General features: G+C 64.3%; 17 protein-coding genes. 11 read left to right on the top strand and 6 right to left on the bottom strand.

All coding sequences use genetic code 11. The features are described from left to right. Nucleotides 1-146: 146 nt before the first annotated feature. Complete coding sequence (locus ABD906_RS04340; RefSeq protein WP_345098396.1) at nt 147-1,586, top strand: NAD-dependent succinate-semialdehyde dehydrogenase; 1,440 nt, start codon at nt 147-149, stop codon at nt 1,584-1,586. 250 nt (nt 1,587-1,836) lie between these two features. Further along, complete coding sequence (locus ABD906_RS04335; protein WP_345098395.1) at nt 1,837-2,184, top strand: RidA family protein; 348 nt, start codon at nt 1,837-1,839, stop codon at nt 2,182-2,184. Between the two features lie 169 nt (nt 2,185-2,353). On the opposite strand, the gene ABD906_RS04330 is transcribed toward ABD906_RS04335, so the two are convergent. Both ABD906_RS04330 and ABD906_RS04325 read right to left on the bottom strand, forming a co-directional pair. Continuing rightward, nucleotides 2,354-3,619 carry a Glu/Leu/Phe/Val family dehydrogenase gene (locus tag ABD906_RS04330; protein WP_345098423.1) on the bottom strand — a complete coding sequence of 422 codons (1,266 nt, stop codon included), beginning with the start codon at nt 3,617-3,619 and terminating at the stop codon, nt 2,354-2,356. Between the two features lie 591 nt (nt 3,620-4,210). Beyond that, nucleotides 4,211-5,020, bottom strand: coding sequence for a sulfite exporter TauE/SafE family protein (locus ABD906_RS04325; protein ID WP_345098394.1), 810 nt, complete (start codon nt 5,018-5,020; stop codon nt 4,211-4,213). A gap of 131 nt (nt 5,021-5,151) precedes the next feature. Between ABD906_RS04325 and ABD906_RS04320 the strand changes: the two genes are divergently transcribed. From ABD906_RS04320 to ABD906_RS04285, 8 genes are all read left to right on the top strand, one after another. Continuing rightward, a complete protein-coding gene (locus tag ABD906_RS04320; RefSeq protein ID WP_345098393.1) occupies nt 5,152-5,895 on the top strand; it encodes a FadR/GntR family transcriptional regulator in 744 nt (247 codons plus the stop codon). Then, entirely contained in the window at nt 5,892-6,935 is a 1,044-nt protein-coding gene (locus ABD906_RS04315; protein ID WP_345098392.1) for an ABC transporter ATP-binding protein, read from the top strand. The genes ABD906_RS04320 and ABD906_RS04315 overlap by 4 nt, the downstream gene beginning before the upstream one ends. After that, nucleotides 6,932-8,035, top strand: a complete 1,104-nt coding sequence (locus ABD906_RS04310; protein ID WP_345098391.1) for an ABC transporter ATP-binding protein — start codon at nt 6,932-6,934, stop codon at nt 8,033-8,035. Before ABD906_RS04315 ends, ABD906_RS04310 begins: the two co-directional genes overlap by 4 nt. A gap of 11 nt (nt 8,036-8,046) precedes the next feature. Continuing rightward, nucleotides 8,047-9,543, top strand: coding sequence for an ABC transporter substrate-binding protein (locus ABD906_RS04305; RefSeq protein ID WP_345098390.1), 1,497 nt, complete (start codon nt 8,047-8,049; stop codon nt 9,541-9,543). Between the two features lie 65 nt (nt 9,544-9,608). Then, a complete protein-coding gene (locus tag ABD906_RS04300) occupies nt 9,609-11,102 on the top strand; it encodes an ABC transporter substrate-binding protein (RefSeq protein ID WP_345098389.1) in 1,494 nt (497 codons plus the stop codon). A gap of 55 nt (nt 11,103-11,157) precedes the next feature. After that, nucleotides 11,158-12,105, top strand: coding sequence for an ABC transporter permease (locus ABD906_RS04295; protein WP_345098388.1), 948 nt, complete (start codon nt 11,158-11,160; stop codon nt 12,103-12,105). Nucleotides 12,106-12,167: 62 nt separating this feature from the next. Continuing rightward, on the top strand, nt 12,168-12,983 hold the full coding sequence (locus ABD906_RS04290) for an ABC transporter permease (protein ID WP_345098422.1): 816 nt from the start codon (nt 12,168-12,170) through the stop codon (nt 12,981-12,983). Nucleotides 12,984-13,103: 120 nt separating this feature from the next. Next, the gene (locus tag ABD906_RS04285; RefSeq protein ID WP_345098387.1) at nt 13,104-14,903 is read left to right on the top strand and encodes a gamma-glutamyltransferase family protein; all 1,800 of its coding nucleotides are present in this window, start codon (nt 13,104-13,106) and stop codon (nt 14,901-14,903) included. A gap of 91 nt (nt 14,904-14,994) precedes the next feature. Here the strand turns inward: ABD906_RS04285 and ABD906_RS04280 are convergent, their stop codons facing one another. The 3 genes from ABD906_RS04280 to ABD906_RS04270 all read right to left on the bottom strand — a co-directional run bounded on the left by ABD906_RS04280 (nt 14,995) and on the right by ABD906_RS04270 (nt 17,204). After that, on the bottom strand, nt 14,995-15,549 hold the full coding sequence (locus ABD906_RS04280; protein WP_345098386.1) for a DUF2380 domain-containing protein: 555 nt from the start codon (nt 15,547-15,549) through the stop codon (nt 14,995-14,997). 186 nt (nt 15,550-15,735) lie between these two features. After that, the gene (locus ABD906_RS04275) at nt 15,736-16,878 is read right to left on the bottom strand and encodes a patatin-like phospholipase domain-containing protein (protein WP_345098385.1); all 1,143 of its coding nucleotides are present in this window, start codon (nt 16,876-16,878) and stop codon (nt 15,736-15,738) included. After that, nucleotides 16,875-17,204, bottom strand: a complete 330-nt coding sequence (locus ABD906_RS04270; protein WP_345098384.1) for a hypothetical protein — start codon at nt 17,202-17,204, stop codon at nt 16,875-16,877. The genes ABD906_RS04275 and ABD906_RS04270 overlap by 4 nt, the downstream gene beginning before the upstream one ends. Nucleotides 17,205-17,490: 286 nt before the next feature. Between ABD906_RS04270 and ABD906_RS04265 the strand changes: the two genes are divergently transcribed. Beyond that, entirely contained in the window at nt 17,491-18,750 is a 1,260-nt protein-coding gene (locus ABD906_RS04265; protein WP_345098383.1) for an MFS transporter, read from the top strand. Nucleotides 18,751-19,054: 304 nt separating this feature from the next. On the opposite strand, the gene ABD906_RS04260 is transcribed toward ABD906_RS04265, so the two are convergent. Then, nucleotides 19,055-19,813 (bottom strand): ABC transporter ATP-binding protein, encoded by a 759-nt coding sequence (locus ABD906_RS04260; protein WP_345098382.1) that lies wholly within the window; start codon nt 19,811-19,813, stop codon nt 19,055-19,057. Between the last annotated feature and the right edge of the window lies 1 nt (nt 19,814).

Below are 19,814 nucleotides of genomic sequence, written 5' to 3'. Positions count from 1 at the left end.
TTACTTATTGGTAATGACGATGACGCCGCATTCCCAAGCACGCGTACCGCCACCAGCGGCTAATTTCCCGCGACAGGACCTTGCACTATGTGCTTGTATGCGGTCCACTCCATCTGATCTCTTTTCCCTTGGGAGGTAATTTTCGTATGGCACTGTCCTATCCTGACGTTCAGCTCTTCATTAACGGCGAGTGGCGCCCGACGCGCTCGGGCAAGACGATCCCGGTGGTCGACCCAGCGACGGACGAGCAGATCGGCACCGTGGCCTGGGCAGGCAAGGAGGATCTGGACGAGGCGCTGGCGGCCGCCGCCGAAGGTTTCCGCGTCTGGAGCCGGACGTCGGCCTATGACCGCTGCAAGATCATGCGCAAGGCGGCGGAGCTGCTGCGCGAGCGGGCCGAAAGCATCGCTTGGATGATGACCCGCGAACAGGGCAAGCCGCTCGCCCAGTCCAGAATGGAGACGCTGGGCGGCGCCGACACGATCGATTGGTTCGCGGAAGAAGGGCGGCGCGCATACGGTCAGGTGATTCCACCGCGTTCGCCCAACGTCATCCAGATGACGCTGAAGCTTCCGGTCGGCGTGGTGGCGGCCTTCACGCCGTGGAACTTCCCGATCAACCAGGTGGTGCGCAAGCTCTCGGCTGCCCTCACCACGGGCTGCTCAATCATCATCAAGGCGCCGGAGGAGACACCGGCCTCCCCGGCCGAACTCATCCGGTGCTTTGCCGACGCCGGCGTGCCCGCGGGCGTGGTGAATCTCGTCTACGGCATTCCTGCTGAGATTTCCGAGTACCTCATCCCGCATCCCATCGTGCGCAAGATCACCTTCACGGGCTCCACGCCGGTGGGCAAGCATCTGGCCGCGCTTGCCGGCAAGCACATGAAGCGGGCGACGATGGAGCTCGGCGGCCACGCGCCGGTGATCGTGACGGCGGATGCCGACGTCAAGAAGGCCGTGTCGCTGATGGTAACCCACAAATTCCGCAATGCCGGTCAGGTCTGCGTGTCGCCGACCCGCTTCCTGATCGAGAACAAGGTAGCCGACGAGTTCCTGGAAGGCTTCACCGCAGCCGCGAAGGCCATCAGGGTCGGCAATGGTCTCGATCCGGAGACGGAGATGGGTCCGCTGGCGAACGACCGGCGCATTCCGGCGCTCGAAGCGCTCATCGGCGATGCGGTTGAACGGGGTGGCAAGCTGGTCACGGGCGGCAACCGCATCGGCAACCAGGGCTACTTCTTCGAGCCAACGGTGCTTGCCGACGTGCCGACCAGCGCCCGCATCATGAACGAGGAGCCGTTCGGCCCGGTCGCCGTCATCAACCGCTTCGACGAGCTGGACGAGGCGATTGCCGAAGCGAACCGTCTGCCCTACGGGCTGGCCGCCTATGCCTTCACCGGTTCCGACCGGACGGCCACGCGGCTCGGGTTGGAGGTGGAGGCCGGCATGCTCACCATCAACCACCTGGGCCTCGCGCTACCGGAAGTGCCGTTCGGCGGCATCAAGGATTCGGGCTACGGCACTGAGGGCGGCTCGGAAGCCATAGAAGCCTATCTCGAGACGCGGTTCGTAACACGAACGGCGTAACGGGCACGCCGCCCGCGCGACTTCGGGGAATCGGGACATCCCGATTCCCTGCTCCCCGACCGGCGCACATGACCGCCGCCGGCGCGCCCCACCACTGGCCCTGTGCTCTCGCCATCCGGGCCTTCAGCGCGCGACAGAGGACGCTTTTCCCCGGCTAAGACTGCCGATCCCTGCCCCGTCGCTTGAGGTCGCGGGCACAATCGTATTCATTCCCGGACTGAGACAATCATGTGCGTAAGGAGACCTTGCCGTGACCATCCAGAGATTTGAAACCAACCAGCGCATGAGCCAGGTCGTCGTGTACAATGGCGTGGCCTATCTCGCCGGTCAGGTGCCGAACGACTACGACGCCGACATGGCGACACAGACCGAGCAGGTGCTGGCGAACATCGATCGCCTACTGGCGGTGGCTGGCACCGACAAGTCCAAGATCCTGTCGGCGACGATCTATCTTTCCGACCTTCGCTATTTCGCGGAAATGAACGCCAAATGGGACGCCTGGGTGCCGCAGGGCTGCGCTCCCGCCCGCGCGACCGTGCAGGCTGCCCTTGCCGATCCGCGCATCAAGATTGAAATCTCGGTCATCGCGGCGGTCTGATTTCCTGATAGCTGAATGACAAAGGCCGGATCATCGGGAGATGATCCGGCCCGTTTTTTGGTGTGGAGCGGGCGCGGCTATCCAGAAAAGGCATGCCCCTGCCCCAATAGTCCGGCAAGTCCGCCATGAGGCGCGCAGGGGCAGCTCAGCCCCCCACCCGCCGGGACTTTCAACTCATGAAGAAGCTCTGGGTGCCGTGAGCCTCGATGGCCTGGGCCAGACGCGCCAGCGCATGGACGTAGGCCGCCGTGCGCATCGGGATCTTCTTTTCCTGCGCGATGTTCCAGATCGCGCGGCCCTCGCGCTCCATGATGATCTTGAGGCGCTGGTGAATCTCCTCGACGTCCCAGTAGTAGCCCTGCTTGTTCTGGACCCACTCAAAGTAGGAAACCGTCACGCCACCGGCGTTGGCGAGGATGTCGGGCAGGACGACGACATTCTTCTTGGCCAGGATCCTGTCGGCTTCCGGCGTGACCGGGCCGTTGGCGAGTTCGAGGATCACGCGGGCCTTGACCTGCTCGGCATTGCCCTGATGGATCATGTCCTCAAGGGCGGCCGGGACCAGAAGGTCGCAGTCCACGGCAATCAGGTCATCGGCCGAAAGCGCCTCATGACCGGACTGGCCGACGGTCGAGACGACCGACTGGCCGGCCGCCTTGGCTTCCAGCAGAAGCTGCAGGTTGAGGCCGAACTCGCAGTAGACGGCACCCTCGGAGTCGGAAACGGCGACGATCTTGTGACCATCGCCACCGAGCAGGCGGGCGATGTGCTGGCCGGCGTTGCCGAAGCCCTGAATGGCAACCTTCATCGACTCGCCGAGGCCAAGCTCGCCGGCGAGATGGCGGACGAGGTAGTAGCCGCCGCGGGCGGTCGCGTCGTCGCGGCCCTTGGAGCCACCCAGCGCGATCGGCTTGCCGGTGATGACGGCCGGCTCGTAGTTGCCAACGATCTGGCTGTACTCGTCAGCCATCCAGCCCATGATCATCGAGTTCGTGTAGACGTCCGGGGCCGGAATGTCGCGGTCCGGGCCGATAATGCGCGCAAAGGCCTGGATATAGGCACGGGACAGACGCTCGATCTCCGCCTTGGAAAGCGAGCGCGGATCAACCTGAACGGCGCCCTTGCCACCGCCGTAGGGCAGGTTCATGACGGCGCACTTGAAGGTCATCCAGAAGGCGAGCGTTTCGACCTCCGCGGCATTGGCGTTCGGATGGAAGCGAATGCCGCCCTTCGTCGGACCACGGGTATCATCATAGCGGCAGCGCCACGCCAGGAACGACTTGCGGGAGCCATCGTCCATGCGGATCATCAGGCGAGCCTGCGTCGTTTCACGCGGGAACTTAAGCTTCTCGATGACATCGTGGTCGATGTTCAGGTACTGGGCGGCCTCATCCAGACGGACCAGCGCCTGCTCAAGCTGGCTAGGTTCGCTCATCATTGTCCTTTCAGGTTGCAGTTGCGTTCGTTGAGGGAAGCGGCACAGGGAACCCGTGTGAGCGCATGCGCTCGCGTGGCACTGTGCGGGAGGAGATCAGATCTCCGGTTTTCGGCGGCGTTTTCGGGCCGCACAAAGCTGGGCGGAACCCGGGAGACGGGTTCGCACGGAACCGATTGAAGCGGAAATGCGGGCTGCGACCGAACAGGTTCCGGGCACGGGAAATCGCGGTCCCTGGAAAAAAAAGACGGCGTGCGGGGCAACCGCCCTGCTCACACAACCAGCCCTCCCGTTCTCCAAGGTCCTCATCCAGCCGTGCCGCTCCAGTTCAACGGATTCGTCGCGCTGCCCGGAGGCGCTGCGCGATCCTCCCCTTGCGTGAACGGGACCGACCAGGCGACGATCGTCCCGTCACGTCTGACTGCATCTGCCTAGCAGGAAATGTGCACGGTTTGCAATAATCTTGCTCAAAAAGAAGGCATTGCTGCCAAAAATTTCGCCGGCGATTCCCCCAGGAAGTCGCCGGCGCATCTGATCCTGCCTATCTCGTAGGCAGTTTGATTGTTAAACAGTTACAATCCCTTAGCGTGCTCAGATCAGGCTCATGAACATCCGGATGCTGGTCAGCGCCAGAAAGCCTGCGAAACAATACCGCAGGGCGGCCGGGGAAATCGTGTGGGCGATCTTCGCACCCCACGGCGCGGTCAGCATGGACAGCGGGACGATGGCCACGAGACCGAGCAGATTGACGTAGCCGATCGAGAACGGCGGCAGCTGCGGGGCGCCCCAGCCGAACCATGCGTAACCAATGGTTCCCGGGATCGCGATGATCATGCCGAGCGCAGATGCCGTGCCCACCGCCAGACGGATCGGGTAGTTGAAGAACGACATGATCGGGACCGAGAGCGTGCCGCCGCCGATACCCATCATCACCGAAAAGAGACCAATGATCCCCCCAAGGAGCTCCTTTAGCGGCGACCCCGGCAGTTCGCGCTTCTTTGCCTTTTCCGAAGGCTTGAAGGCCATGTTGAGGGCCACTAGCGCTGCGACCACGGCAAAGACAAGGGTGAGAACCTGACCGCGCACGTTGCCGCCGAGGACGGTTCCGGCGATCACACCGACGGCGACCGCCGGGCCCCAGCTCTTCAACAGAGCCGTATCGACACTCCCCTTCTTCCAATGGGACCGCGCTGAAATGAAACCAGTGAAGATAATGGTCGCCAACGAGGTTCCCACGGCCAGGTGCATCCGCACCGCCAGGTCGATCCCCAGTACCTCAAAGACGAAGAAGAGGACCGGCACGATGACGATGCCGCCTCCAACGCCCAAAAGTCCCGAAATAATTCCGGCTATGCCCCCCGCACCCACCAGAACTGCAAGCAGTATGACTATCTCACTCAATCCATAGCTCGACATGGAACGCACTTTCAAATCGGGAAACTACATGCAGGACGGCTTGACAGCCGGCACATGAAAGAAACAATTATACTAGGGGAACCAATAAGGAAATAGGTATCACTCAGGACTTCACCGTGCAGGCTGGCAGGGCGCGTCTCAATTCGTCCATTGCGCTCGAGAAATTGCGCGAGCGCATCCGGGACCATCAGATCGACGGCGATCCGAAGCTGCCTTCGGAACGGGAGCTGGCGGCCGCCATGGGCCTTGGGCGGCGCGCGGTGCGGCGCGCCATGGAGGTGCTGGAGGCGGAAGGCCTCGTTTGGCGCCAACAGGGCAAGGGAACCTTTATCGGAGGTCGTCCCTCAGCCCATCCGCATTTCATCGGTGACCTTCCCGAGCGAACCAATCCGCTCGAGGTGATGGAGGCCCGACTGCAGATCGAGCCGCCACTGGCGCGCATAGCTGCCCTGCGCGGCAGCCCTGAAGATTTTGCCGCGCTTGAAAAGCTGGCGAAAAAGGCGTCATCATCACTCGACGACGACGCATGGGAACTGTGGGACAGCGCCTTTCACCGCAAGATCGCGGAATGCGCCGGAAACGGCCTGATGCTGGCGCTGTTCGACCTGGTGCAAAGAATTCGACAGGAACCCTGTTGGCGCTACCTGCGCGGGCTCGCCCGAACACAGGAACATCGGGAAAACTCGCACAGGGATCACGCCGAGATCGTTGCCATGATTACCGCTCGCGACGGAGCCGGGGCCGAACGCGCCATGCGCAGGCATCTGGCCGCCGTCAACGCGAGCTTGCAGGCCATCATTGCCGGGGAAGTTGGCGGTGCCAGCGTCCCTTCCGCAGACGAAAGGACAGTCTCTTCATGAATGAGTCGGCGTTGGCACGGGAACAGGCAGCCCCTGCGCCTGGGAGCAGTTCCGAGCTTGTGTTGCAGGTCGAGGACTTCACGCTCAGCTTTTCCGAAACCGCGGAGAAGAACCTGATCGACGGCGTTTCGTTTCAGGTGGAGCGCGGCAAGACGCTCTGCCTCGTCGGCGAGTCGGGCTGCGGCAAGAGCGTGACCTCGCTGGCGCTGATGGGCCTGCTCGCCTCCCCGCCCGCGCGCATTCGCCGCGGCAGGGCAATGTTCGGGGGCCGCGACCTGTTCGCGCTCAGCGAGCGGGAGAAGGCCGACCTGCGCGGCAACGAGATCGCCATGATCTTTCAGGAGCCGATGACGTCGCTCAATCCGGCCTTCACCATCGGACACCAGATTGCCGAAGGCATCATGCGGCACCGGCACCTGTCCAAGGCAGAAGCGCGCGCGGAAGCACTCAAGATGCTGCAGATAGTGCGCATTCCAGCAGCCGAAAGCCGGCTCGACGCCTATCCGCACCAGCTGTCGGGCGGTATGCGCCAGCGCGTGATGATCGCCATGGCGCTCGCCAACCGTCCGAAGCTGCTGATCGCCGACGAGCCGACCACCGCCCTCGACGTGACCATCCAGGCGCAGATCCTGAACCTCATCCGGCAGATTCAGGAAGAGACCGGCACGGCGATGATCCTCATCACCCACGATCTCGGCGTGGTGGCGGAAGTGGCCGACCACGTTGCGGTCATGTACGCAGGCCGCATCGTCGAACAGGGCCCGGTGGACGAGATCTTCAACGACCCGCAGCATCCCTACACGATCGGTCTTTTCGGATCGATCCCGACGCTTGGCCGCCGCCAGGGACGGCTCGCCACGATCAAGGGTTCGGTGCCGCCGCTCGAGCTGATGCCAAAGGGCTGCCGCTTCTCACCGCGCTGCCCGTTCTCGGACAGCCGCTGCCATGAGCAGGTGCCACCCTCGCCCCTGCTGGGTCCGAACCATCGCGCGGCATGCTGGTATGCCCCCCTCGAGCAGAAGCTGGGAGCGCTGCAATGAGCAATTCGGCTGAACAGACCCCGATCATCGAGGGGCGCAACCTCGTCAAGCGGTTCGGCGGCAAGAAGGGGCTGTTCCAGTCAGCGCCGACCGTGCATGCCGTCAACAACGTGTCGCTCTCGGTCATGCCGGGCGAGACCTTCGCCATCGTGGGCGAGTCCGGCTGCGGCAAGTCCACGCTGGCGCGGCTGCTGTTGCGGCTCATCGAGCCGACCGAGGGTTCGGTGATCTACCAGGGGCGCGACATCACCAAGCTGCCGGCGGCCGAGATGCGGGCGCTGCGCCGCGAAATGCAGATCATCTTCCAGGATCCGTTCGCCTCTCTGAACCCGCGCATGACGATCGGCAGCATCATCGCCGAGCCGATCCGCCTGCACGGGCTCGCCAAGGGCAAGGACGTGGACAAGCGCGTGGCGGAGCTGCTGCAGGTGGTGGGCCTCCGGCCAGAATACGCGAGCCGCTATCCGCACGAATTCTCGGGCGGCCAGCGCCAGCGCATCGGCGTGGCGCGCGCGCTGGCCGGCGAACCCAAGCTCATCATCGGCGACGAGCCGGTGTCGGCGCTCGACGTGTCGATCCAGGCGCAGGTCATCAACCTGCTCGAGGACCTGAAAGAGCAGTTCGGCCTGACGCTCATCATCGTGGCGCATGACCTCGCCGTCATCCGCCACATGAGCGACCGCGTGGCCGTGATGTATCTCGGCGAGGTCGTGGAGCTCGCGCCCGTGGATCCGCTCTACGAGACGCCGCTGCACCCCTACACACAGACGCTGCTCGACGCGATTCCAGTACCGGTTCCCGGCGGCAAGGAAAAGCGAGCACTCGCCCGCGGCGACATTCCGAGCCCGACGAACCCGCCGCCCGGCTGCCGCTTCCATACGCGCTGCCCGTTCGCGGTGCAGAAGTGCCGCGAGGTCCATCCGGAGCTCGAAGATGTCGGCGGCGGACGCCACGTCGCCTGCCATCTCTGGCGGGAGATCCAGGAGCGCGAACACCCCACGGCCCCCGTGGACCGCAGCAGCGAGAACCTGACGCAGAGGTTGGAGATCTACCGCGCCTATCAGGCAAAGAGGGACAAGTCCCCGGCGACGGTCGAGTAAGGGAGAGTTTGATGAAGTCTTTGAAGATACTAAGCCTGACCGCGGCGCTGCTGGCCAGCTCCGCGGCAATGGCGGCGGACCTGCGGATCGCCCTGCAGGACGATCCGGACGTGCTGGATCCGCACATGGCGCGCACGTTCGTGGGCCGCATCGTGTTCACGTCGCTGTGCGACAAGCTCGTGGACATCAACGAGCATCTGGAGATCGTTCCGCAGATCGCCACCGAGTGGTCGTGGAACGACGACGGCACCGTGCTCACCATGAAGCTGCGCGACGGCGCCGTGTTCCATGACGGTGCGCCGATCGACGCGGAAGCCGTTAAGGCCAACCTCGACCGCGCCCGCAGCGATCCGGAGAGCCTGCGCAAGAGCGAGCTCGCCTCGGTAGCCGACATCAAGGTGGTCGATCCGCAGACGATCGAGATCACGCTGAAGGCGCCGGACGCCGCGTTCCTGTCGCAGCTCACGGACCGCGCCGGCATGCTGATGTCGCCGGCCTCCTTCGCCAACAACCCCGGCCAGAACCCGGTCTGCTCAGGCCCCTATAAGCTGGTGGAGCGCGTCCAGAACGACCGCATCGTGCTGGAGAAATTCCCGCAGCACTGGAACGCCGCCAACTATCACTTCGACAAGGTGACCTTCGTCCCGATCCCGGACTCGACGGTGCGCCTGGCCAATCTGCGTTCGGGTGACGTGGACATCATCGAGCGCGTGGCGCCGTCCGACCTGCCGACGGTGGAGAGCGACTCGTCCATCAAGCTCGCCAGCGTGACCGGTCTCGGCTACCAGGCCATCGAGGTCAACATGGCGAATGGCGCGAAGGCCGATCATCCGCTCGGCAAGGACGCCCGCCTGCGCAAGGCGCTGGACCTCGCCATCGACCGCGACGTGATCAACGAGGTCGTGGGCGCCGGCACCTACACGCCCGCCTTCCAGGCGTTCCCGCCGGCGAGCTTTGCCTTCAACGAGGAGATCGGTGCGCAGAAGCGCGACGTCGAGCGCGCCAAGCACCTGATCAAGGAAGCCGGCTACGACCGCGTGCCGGTGGAGATCTCCTACGGCAACAACACCATCATGCAGCAGGTCTTCGAGCTGGTGCAGGCGATGGGCGCCGAGGCGGGCTTCGACATCACGCTGCGTCCGACCGAGTTCGCCGCGCTCCAGTCCGCGCTCAAGGCCGGTGACTTCTATGTCGGCCAGTCCGGCTGGTCCGGTCGCGTCGATCCGGATGGCAACATCCACCAGTATGTGAGCTGCGAAGGCGGCCTCAACGACATGAAGTATTGCAACGAGGAGGTCGACCGCCTGCTCAACGCCGCCCGTGCCACGAGTGACGAGGCGGAGCGCAAGAAGCTCTATGACCAGGCCCAGGTGATCCTGCAGGAAGACATGCCGGTCATCTACCTGTTCTACCTGCCGTGGCCGTTCGCTCACAAGGCCACGCTGGAAGGTTTCGTGCCCGTTCCCGACGGCATGATCCGCCTGGAGAACGTCAAGTTCGCAGGGTGAGCACCTAGCCAACACGGCGGCTCCCGACCACGGGGGCCGCTGCAACAACAAGAGGGGATGAACAAATGAAGAAGCTCATGCTGTCATTGCTGGCCGGGGTGGCGTTCTCGGGCGCTGCTTTCGCCCAGGATTTCCGCATCGGTCTGCAGGAGGACCCGGACGTGCTCGACCCGCACAAGGCGCGCACGTTTGTCGGACGCATCGTCTTCACGTCGCTCTGCGACAAGCTGATCGACGTCAATGCCAGCCTCGAATTCGTGCCGCAGCTCGCGACCGAATGGAGCTGGAGCAACGAGAACAAGACCCTGACCTTCAAGCTGCGCGACGATGTCGTGTTCCATGACGGCACGAAGTTCAACGCGGAAGCCGCCAAGGCGAACCTCGACCGCGCCCGGACAGAGCCGGACAGCCTGCGCAAGAGCGAGCTGGCCTCCGTCGACAGCGTCGAGGTCGTCGACGAATACACGATCGCCCTGCATCTCAAGCAGCCGGACGCGACGCTTCTCGCCCAGCTTTCCGACCGCGCGGGCATGATGCTGTCGCCGGCCGCCTTCTCGGGCGACGTCGTCACCAATCCGGTCTGCTCGGGCCCGTACAAGTTCGTCAGCCGCGTGCAGAACGACCGCATCGTGCTGGAAAAGTTCGCTGACTACCGCGACGCGGACGAGTTCCACTTCGACCGGCTGATCTTCCTGCCGATTCCGGACTCGACGGTGCGCCTCGCCAACCTGCGCGCGGGCGACATCGACATGCTCGAGCGCCTGAATCCGGCCGACGCCGAGAGCGTCCGCGCGGATGCGGGCCTCAACTTCCTGCCGGTCGCGGGTCTCGGCTATCAGGGCCTGACCATCAACGTGGGCGACAATCCGCGCGCATCGGGGCCGATCAACAAGGACAAGCGCGTGCGCCAGGCGTTGCAGCTCGCCATCGGCCGCGACATCATCAACGAGGTGGTGGGCCACGGCCTGTTCGAGCCCGCGCAGCAGCCCTTCCCGCCGGCAAGCCCGTACAACAGCGAGAAGTTCCCGCTGGTCCAGCGTGACGTGGAGAAGGCCAAGGCCCTGCTCAAGGAGGCCGGACACGAGACCGTTTCCTTCGAGCTCACCTTCGGCAACAACACCACCACCAGCGCCATCGCGGAGCTGATGCAGGCCATGGCGAAGGAAGCCGGCTTCGAGATCAGCCTCAAGCCGATGGAATTCGCTGCCATGCAGCAGGAGATGAAGGCCGGTAACCACGAGGTCACCCAGATCGGCTGGTCCGGCCGCGTCGATCCTGATGGCAACATCCATCAGTTCGTGACCTGCGAAGGCGCGCTCAACGACTCCAAGTACTGCAACCCGGAGGTCGACCGCCTGCTCAACGCGGCGCGCGTCACGCCGGACGTCGAGGAGCGCAAGAAGCTGTACGATGAGGCGCAGGCGATCCTGATGGACGAGCTGCCCATCATCTACATCTACCATCAGCCGTGGCCGTTCGTGACCTCGGCCAAGGTCAGCGGCTTCGAGCCGTCGCCGGATGGCATGGTCCGTCTCAAGGGCGTCAAGCTGGAGAACTGAGTGAGTCAGACCGGCGGGCTCGACCGAGCCTGCCGGTCGTTCAGGAAAGTAGAAGATGTTAAAGATCATTGCCAGAAGGGTCCTCGTAGCGATACCGACACTGTTCCTGGTGTCGCTGATCGTCTTCGGCCTGCAAAAACTGCTGCCGGGCGATCCGTTGCTGACGATGGCCGGAGAAGAACGAAACCCAGAGATCATCGAGTTTCTCCGGGAGAAGTATCACCTCAACGACCCGTTCTATCTCCAGTACCTGTACTGGCTGCGTGACGTGCTGACGGGCGATTTCGGCAATTCGCTGCGCACCGGCGTGCCGGTGTCAACGCTCATTGCCCAGAAGCTGCCGGTCACGATCCAGCTCGCTGTCATGGCAATGATCCTCGCGCTGCTGATCGGTATCCCGACCGGCATCATGTCGGCGGTCAAGAAGGGTAAGGCAGCCGACTACGTGGCCAATGCGGTGGCGCTGTCCGGCGTGTCGATCCCGAATTTCTGGCTCGGCATCATCATGATCATGATCGTGTCGGTGCAGTGGCGGCTGCTGCCGGCCTCCGGTTACGTGCCGCTGACGGAGGATCCGGTCCAGTCCATCCGCACGATGCTGATGCCCTCGTTCGTGCTGGCAACGGCGCTGGCGGCCTATCTCATGCGCCACACGCGCTCGGCGATGCTTGGAGTGCTGTCTTCCGACTACATCCGCACGGCGCGCGCCAAGGGGCTGCTGCCGCGCGTGGTGGTGCTGAAACACGCGCTGCGCAATGCGCTAATGCCGATCATCACGCTGACGACGCTGCTGTTCGGCGAGCTGCTGGCGGGCGCGGTGCTTACCGAGCAGGTGTTCACCATTCCCGGCTTCGGCAAGCTGATGGTGGACGCGGTGTTCACCCGCGACTATGCGGTCGTGCAGGGCGTCGTGCTGTGCACCGCGGCAGGCTTCATCCTGATGAACCTGCTGGCCGACATTCTCTACATCCTCATCAATCCGCGGCTAAGGCATCCCCAATGAGTGCTCAGGTAACAACAGCGTCCGCCGAAGCGATCGCACCCAAGCGCAAGCTGGGGCGGACCATGACGAAGTTCCTCAAGAACCGCAGCGCGGTCTTCGGGGGCTGCCTGGTGGTCCTGTTCATTCTGCTGGCGGTGTTCGCGCCGCTGCTGGCGACGCACGACCCGTTCCAGACAAGCTTCACCTCAATCCGAAAGCCGCCTTCGACCGCCTTCTGGCTGGGCACGGACGAGCTTGGCCGTGACATTTACTCGCGCCTGCTCTACGGCGCGCGGGCCTCGCTGATGGCGGGTGTGGTTTCCGTCACCATCGCGGTGATCGTCGGCGTGCCGCTCGGCCTCATCGCCGGCTTCTACGGCGGCTGGACGGACGCCGTGATCTCCCGCGTCACGGAAGCGCTGCTGGCCATTCCGTTCCTGATCCTGGCGATCGCGCTCGCCGCCTTCCTCGGCCCGAGCCTCACCAACGCGATGATCGCCATCGGTCTATCAGCCGTGCCCATCTTCATCCGCCTCACCCGCGGTCAGGCGCTGGCCGTGAAGACCGAGGACTATGTCGAAGGCGCGCGGGCAATCGGCCTGCCGAACCCGCTCATCATGGCGCGCTACATCTTCCCGAACGTGCTTCCGCCGATCATGGTGCAGGCGACGATCACGGTGGCGACCGCCATTATCGCGGAGGCGAGCCTGTCGTTCCTCGGCCTGGGCCAGCAGCCGCCGAATCCGTCCTGGGGCTCGATGCTGAACACTGCCAAGAACTTCATGACGCAGGCACCGTGGATGTCGATTTTCCCGGGCAGCGCCATCTTCCTCGTGGTGCTCGGCTTCAACCTCCTCGGCGACGGCCTGCGCGACGCGCTCGACCCGCGCGATAATTAAAGGAGCCGAATTCATCGCGGTTCCGGACGAATGGCCGGACTCCACCTTCTCCGGAACCGCCCGAACCATTCAGCTGCGCAGCGACGCGCGGCCTCACCCTTCTCCCAGGAGCTGCACAACATGATCACGACACGTCCCGAGATCCTCGGAACCTTCGGCGTCATCACAACCACCCACTGGCTCGCTTCCGCCGCGGGCATGTCCATTCTAGAAAAGGGCGGCAATGCCCTCGATGCCGCCGTCGCGGCCGCCTTCGTACTGCAGGTCGTGGAGCCGCATCTCGTCGGTCCCGGCGGCGAAGTGCCGATCATCTTCCACTCCGCCCGCACGGGAAAGACGCAGGTGCTGTGCGGCCAGGGTACAGCCCCCGCCGGCGCCACGCTGGAACACTACCGGAATGAGGGCCTCAAGCTTATTCCGGGCAACGGCCTGCTCGCCACGGTGATCCCCGGCGCGTTCGACGCGTGGATGCAGCTTCTGCGCGATCACGGCACGCTGCCACTCTCGGAGGTGCTGGCGCCCGCCATCTACTATGCCGAGAAGGGCCATCCGTTGCTGCCGCGCGTCTCCAACACGATCGCCAGCCTCAAGGACTTCTTCGAACGCGAGTGGCCAACCTCGGCCGCCTTCTTCACGCCCGGGGGACGGGTGCCCGCGCCGCGCGAGATCTTCCGCAACGAGGCGCTAGCCAACACCTGGAAGCGGATCATCCACGAGGCGGAGTCGGTGAAGGGCAACCGCGAGGCGCAGATCGAGAAGGCGCGCGACGCGTTTTACCGCGGCTTCGTGGCCGAGGAGATCGAACGCTTCGTGCGCGAGACCGAGGTGATGGACGAGAGCGGCGCGCGCCACAAGGGCGTGATCACCGCCGACGACATGGCCAACTGGGAGGCGACCTACGAAGAACCGCTCGCCTACGACTACCACAATTACCGCGTCCACAAGATCGGTCCGTGGGGCCAGGGCCCGGTGTTCCTGCAGACGCTGGCGCTGCTCAAGGGCTTTGACCTGACGAAGATGGACCCGAAGGGCGATGAGTTCATCCACACGGTCACCGAGGCGCTGAAGCTCGCCTTCGCGGACCGCGAGTGCTACTACAGCGATCCCAAGTTCACCGACGTGCCGATGGACGTGCTGCTGTCGGACGCCTACAACGACGAACGTCGCAAGCTCATCGGCGAGAAGGCTTCGCTCGACCTGATCCCGGGCATCGTGCCCGGCTACGAGGCGCAGGTCGAACGCATGATGGCCGCCCTCGAACGCCTGTCGCGTATCGCCGCCCCGGACGCCGCCAACAACGAGCCGACGCTCGCCGACATGCGCGCCTCCGCCCGCAAGGGCGACACGGTGCACCTGGACGTCATCGACGCCGAAGGCAACATGATCGCCGCGATGCCGTCGGGCGGCTGGTTCCAGTCCTCGCCGTATATCCCGTCGCTCGGCTTCATGCTCAACAGCCGCGCGCAGATGTTCTGGCTGGAGGAAGGCCTGCCGGCCACGCTCGCGCCGGGCAAGCGCCCGCGCACCACGCTCACGCCCTCGCTCGCCTACCGCGACGGCAAGCCGTACATGGTGTTCGGCACGCCGGGCGGAGACCAGCAGGAACAGTGGCAGATGCTGTTCTTCCTGCGCCATGCCCACCATGGCCTCAACCTGCAGGAGGCGATCGACATGCCGACCTCGCACACCGCGCACTTCCCCGGCTCGTTCTACCCGCGCGAGCGCAAGCCCGGCAACCTGGCCGTGGAAGAGAGCTTCGGCAAGGAGACGCTGGACAAGCTTGCCGCCCGCGGCCACCAGCTGGAAATCGCTCCCGCCTTTACCATCGGCCGCATGGTGGGCGCAGCCCGCGAGGAGAACGGCCTGCTCAAGGCCGGCGCCACCTCGCGTCTGATGCAGGCCTACGCCATCGGCCGCTGAGCTCAGGCACGGGTCCATCCGACCGAACCCCGGCGGCGGCAACGTCGCCGGGGTTTCATTTGCCGACTGTCCGTGTCGTTTGACAGAAGGACTACTGCTCCGCACCCTCAGGGCCCGGCAGGCAATGCCGGACCACATCGCGCACCACCTGGCGGGCGGCACGGAACCAGGCTTCGTCAGTGTCGCCGCGGTAGGAGATGATGCGATCGCAGCGGACTTCCTCCGCCTCGAGGTCGAGCACGTCGAACTTCACCCAGCCGATCAGCGTGCTGGTCTTCTGGAACATGCCGATAAGCATGTACCGCCCGTCCTCCGCCCGCGCCCGCTCCACCAGCTCTGCGACAGAAGCGGGGCAGCCTTCGTCTCCGCACTGGAGGACAACCGGCTCGACCAGTCCCGACTCGGAGAGGAACTTGTGCGTGGCATCCATGGCAATGTCCAGGCGACGTTCATGGTCCGCCCGCTGGTCCCTCACCTCGCCGGAGGTGTCGCGGAAGCCGAAGGGAACAATCACAAACCGCTGCAATGAAGAAGCGCCGGTCTCAGCCTGCACGGCGGACGCCGCGTTCTCCTCTGCGAGACCGGCTGACGGCGGCAGCAGCACCGCAAGTGCTAGGCCAAGTGCAAGTCCGAATATCCTAGCCATGGTTCCTCCTCCCGTGGCGATAATGAACAATACTCTTCGCTGGCCGGAAAGATCCACCCGGTGCGCGACACGCCTTCCCCCTCCCCTGCGCATGGCGGACGACCCGCGCCGGGCCCAAGGAGCGCCGGCCTGACTTGTGGACAGAGGGGGAGAGGAAATCCGGAGGGTCGCGACGCCTGATCCGGGCTAATGTCCCATTGACCAGACCGGGACTTCCAGCGGCTCAAGGATGCCCGCCTGTCTGCGCGTCTTCCTGACAGCATCAAGAATACTATCATGGGCGAAGACGGCACGCCGCCCGGCCTCGATCAGCAGATCGACATCTTCCCTGGGCAGGCTCAGGCGCGTCGGTATCCGGCTGAGCCTTGCCTCGACCTCCTCTCCAAGGTCCACGAAGGCCAGATGCTCGACGATCACGTTCACGTCCCGGCAGTCCCAGTCATTCCCGGTTCCACGGATACGCCTGACCGTCTCCAGCGGAAGCGAGCAGCGGTACTGGACCAGCTTCTCCTTCCAGCGCTGCATGGCGGCTGTCAGGGCATCGAGGCTCTCCCGCAAGCCGGAGGTGAGGTTCGTCTCGATCAGTGCGAACATCAGATCGTCGATGTAAGGGCCGTCCATCGTTTCCGCCCAGGTGGCTGTCTGAGCCCTGCCTGCGTCCGCGACAACAAAGATCAGGTGGCGCAACTTCACGGCATCCTCCGCCGAGAGCGGGCCGTGGGGCGTGTTGGCGGAGGCGCGCGCCAGCGACAGACCGGTAATGCCAAGATTGTCGGTCAAAGCCCCGTCGAGAAGCTTCACATAGCGAAGATTGGGATTGAGGCGGTATCCGGCCAGCGCCCGGGCATAGGCATTCAGGCGAAGCGACGTGTCGGGATCGCCCAGCGCCCGCCGCATCCAGGCCGGGAATTCCTGCTGGCAGTCAGTTGCCGGCGCCTCCAGCACGATTGGCGCAAAGACCAGCGGAAAGGACGAAGAGGCCGCCACCGCATCCGCGAGCTTCAGCGCGCCGAGATCGCTGCAAAGCGCGGCGAAGGTCTCCTCGTTGAACAGGAAGGGCGTCCGGTGGTAGAGGTCCGAAGCGTTGATCCAGAGAACCGGCGCGTGCTGCCTGTCGCGCAGCGAGGCGAAGGTCGCCCCCTCAAAGACGTGCCTGTCGAGCCAGTTGCGGAAGGTGGTGCGATCGTTCATGCCGCCTTTCAGCATCCGCATCAGGTTGAGCGGGTGAGGCCGGGTGTTCAGGACGCTCTCCGGATCCTGATAGAGGAAACGCCTGTCGAGATCCCGGAAGCCGGACGTTCCCTTCAGCGCAAAGTAGCCCGCGGTCACCGCCCCGCAGACACACCGGCAACCACGCGGACATTGTCCGCCATCGTGCGGCGATACGGATCCATGTCGATGACCAGCTCATCCAGTCCGAGCAGCACGCCGTAGGCAAAAGCTGCAGCCCGCATGCCTCCGCCCGAAAAGGCGAGCGCAACGACCGTCGATCCGTCGTCGCCCACGTCCGGAATGTAGTCGAACGTCCCCTTCCTCGGCTCACTGACGAAGGTGTTTATGGGGCCTACGTCCCTGACCCTATCCTGCGCGGCCACAAGAAGCCCGCAAAGTGCCACGCACAGCAGCAGCCACAAGGCCCTCCTCTTGCTCTTCATGTGGCGCACTGAACCGCTCCCCGCACGGTTTAGCTAAATGACCAGGCTATACAAAGCCACATCATATTAAACATCAGTAACCGCCTTTCAGGGCAACCCCCACGAGCGAGCAACGGTGCGGCGAGTACAGACGCCGCCTCGCGCAACAGATGCGGCAAAACCAGAATGGTTGTGCGATAGAAACTTCGGCGCTTCTCCCGGCAGGCGCTTCGTCCTACATTCCGTTTTTTCCAAACCGAAGGCGGGATGGCAGGATTCCGGCCGAATCCTCATGGAAGGGCGCAGCATGTACGGGATCGTCGGAGCGATCATTCCAATTCTGTTGAGCGTGGCTCTCATGATCCTGGGCAGCGGTGCGCTCAACACCCTGATCGGCATCCGACTCGACGGGGGCGGCTACACGCCGTTCATCATCGGCATCATCACAGCCGCCTATTACACGGGCCTGACGCTCGGATCGTTGGGCTGCTCGCGGCTCATCACGCGGGTCGGCCACATCCGCGCCTTCGCCGCGTTTGCCTCCGTCTTCTCGACCGCGACGCTCGGGCACGGGCTCACGGGCGACATATACATCTGGGGCGCGTTGCGCTTTGTGGAGGGTTTCTGCCTCGCCGGCATCTACATGTGCGTGGAGAGCTGGCTCAACGACAAGGCGACCAACGAAACGCGCGGCAAGATCCTGTCGCAATACATGATCGTGCTCTACGCCTCGATGGCTGCCGCGCAACAGCTGATCAACCTGGACGAGCCGTCGCGGCCGCACCTGTTCATCGTCATCGGCATGTTGCTGTCGATGTCCCTGGTACCGATCGCGCTCACGCGCAGCAGCGCACCGTCGCTGCCGGAGGTGAGTTCCATCGGCGTGCGGCGGCTCTACGAGGCCTCGCCGCTCGGATTCGCCGGCGTGTTCCTGAGCGGCGCGATGCTGGGATCCGTCTATGGCCTGGGGCCCATCTTCGCGACGCAGTCGGGCGCTGGCGTTTCCGGTGCCGCCATGTTCATGACGGTGCTGATCGCCGGCGGCGTGCTGCTGCAATGGCCGTTCGGCTGGCTGTCGGACATCTTCGACCGCAGGCAGGTGATCATTGCCAATTCGATCGCCTTCTTCGTCATGTCGCTCCTGCTCGTGGCCATCCCGGACAAGCAGGGGTGGCTTTTCTCCATCTGCGCCATGCTGGCCGGCGGGCTGCTGTTCAGCTTCTATCCGATGGCGATGGCGCACACCAACGACCACATCCGGAAGGAGGAGATGGTCAGCGCCAGCGGCGGCCTCATCCTCATCAACTCCGTGGCCTCCATTCTCGGACCGCTGATTGCGGCAGCCTTCATGTCATGGTTCGGGCCAGGTGGCCTGTTCATCGCCACCGGCCTCGCCTCGACGGGACTGGCCGCGTTCGGATTGTGGCGAACACGCGTGCGCCAATCCCCCGCGCCCGAAGACCAGATGAACTTCCACCCCGTGCCACCGACAACGCCGGTCGTCGTACCGCTGCATCCGGCGCACGACGACCAGGAAGGCAACGCCGAGCAGACCAGCGCAGGATAGGCCTGCCAGGGCGCCAACTGCAGAAGAGTGTCTGCGGAAAGCCGCATCCGGAAAGCCGGCCGCCGCGCCGGAAGGCGCCCCGCAATAGAATTGAGGTGGAAGGTTCCGTCGGAACCTTCCACCCCTCCCCGGACAAATCCTCCAGTCCCTTCTTCTATTGTTTTCCTGGAGGCTGCTCCCCGATCCGGTGTCGTGATCTGCGATCAGGGAGAATTCTGCCCGATCCCCCCGAAATCCCTGTGCTGCGGAAACGAGGTGCCCGAACCACGGGCGCCCCGGCGACGGCCCCAAGAGGGAAAGGCCATCAGAGAGCGAGGTACTCCTTGCGCAGGCGTTCGTTGTCGAGCAGCTCCTGCGCGCTGCCGGCCCAGACCAGCTCGCCCGTGTCGAGGATCACGGCCCGGTCGGACATGCGCAGGGCGGCCACCGCGTTCTGCTCCACGATGATCGTCGTGATGCCACGCGCGCGGATGTCCTGTACGATCTTCTCGATTTCCCGGACAATCACGGGAGCGAGACCCTCGTAAGGCTCGTCGAGCAGCAAAAGCTTCACGTTGCGCGCAAGCGCGCGGGCGACGGCCAGCATCTGCTGCTCGCCGCCCGACAACGTCACACCCTCCTGCTTGCGGCGTTCGGCAAGACGCGGGAAGTGCTCGTAGATCTCCTCCAGCGACCAGCCCTGATCCGGCGCGACCTGCGCCAGGATCAGGTTTTCCTCGACGGAGAGGCCGGGGATGATGCGGCGGTCTTCCGGCACCAGCTGGATGCCGGCGCGGGAGGCCTGCCAGGCCGCCATGGTGTGAATCGGCTTGCCTTCGAGCCAGATCTCGCCCTGCTTCAGCTCGGGATTGTCGAGGCGGGCGATGGTGCGCAGCGTCGAGGTCTTGCCCGCGCCATTGCGGCCCAGCAGGGCGACGATCTCACCCTGGCGGACATCGAGCGACACGCCCTGCACGATGTAGCTTTCGCCATAGTAGGAGTGCGCATTGCGCATGGCGAAGAAGACCTTGGTCGGGTCCGGATCAAGGATGGCGGAAACCGCCTCGCGCTTTGTCGTCGTCATC

Origin of the sequence: Chelativorans composti, assembly GCF_039541695.1 — a bacterium.
Lineage (GTDB): Bacteria > Pseudomonadota > Alphaproteobacteria > Rhizobiales > Rhizobiaceae > Chelativorans > Chelativorans composti.
Note: the sequence above shows the minus strand (reverse complement) of the source record. Positions and strands in the feature narration are given on the sequence as shown.

What these genes read in the sequence shown, in the direction of transcription:
- ABD906_RS04270 (WP_345098384.1), bottom strand. Translation starts at nt 17,204, where the DNA reads ATGAAGAGCAAGAGGAGGGCCTTGTGGCTGCTGCTGTGCGTGGCACTT.
- ABD906_RS04290 (WP_345098422.1), top strand. Translation starts at nt 12,168, where the DNA reads ATGACGAAGTTCCTCAAGAACCGCAGCGCGGTCTTCGGGGGCTGCCTG.
- ABD906_RS04340 (WP_345098396.1), top strand. Translation starts at nt 147, where the DNA reads ATGGCACTGTCCTATCCTGACGTTCAGCTCTTCATTAACGGCGAGTGG.
- ABD906_RS04305 (WP_345098390.1), top strand. Translation starts at nt 8,047, where the DNA reads ATGAAGTCTTTGAAGATACTAAGCCTGACCGCGGCGCTGCTGGCCAGC.
- ABD906_RS04260 (WP_345098382.1), bottom strand. Translation starts at nt 19,813, where the DNA reads ATGACGACGACAAAGCGCGAGGCGGTTTCCGCCATCCTTGATCCGGAC.
- ABD906_RS04280 (WP_345098386.1), bottom strand. Translation starts at nt 15,549, where the DNA reads ATGGCTAGGATATTCGGACTTGCACTTGGCCTAGCACTTGCGGTGCTG.
- ABD906_RS04315 (WP_345098392.1), top strand. Translation starts at nt 5,892, where the DNA reads ATGAATGAGTCGGCGTTGGCACGGGAACAGGCAGCCCCTGCGCCTGGG.
- ABD906_RS04310 (WP_345098391.1), top strand. Translation starts at nt 6,932, where the DNA reads ATGAGCAATTCGGCTGAACAGACCCCGATCATCGAGGGGCGCAACCTC.
- ABD906_RS04295 (WP_345098388.1), top strand. Translation starts at nt 11,158, where the DNA reads ATGTTAAAGATCATTGCCAGAAGGGTCCTCGTAGCGATACCGACACTG.
- ABD906_RS04285 (WP_345098387.1), top strand. Translation starts at nt 13,104, where the DNA reads ATGATCACGACACGTCCCGAGATCCTCGGAACCTTCGGCGTCATCACA.
- ABD906_RS04300 (WP_345098389.1), top strand. Translation starts at nt 9,609, where the DNA reads ATGAAGAAGCTCATGCTGTCATTGCTGGCCGGGGTGGCGTTCTCGGGC.
- ABD906_RS04330 (WP_345098423.1), bottom strand. Translation starts at nt 3,619, where the DNA reads ATGAGCGAACCTAGCCAGCTTGAGCAGGCGCTGGTCCGTCTGGATGAG.
- ABD906_RS04265 (WP_345098383.1), top strand. Translation starts at nt 17,491, where the DNA reads ATGTACGGGATCGTCGGAGCGATCATTCCAATTCTGTTGAGCGTGGCT.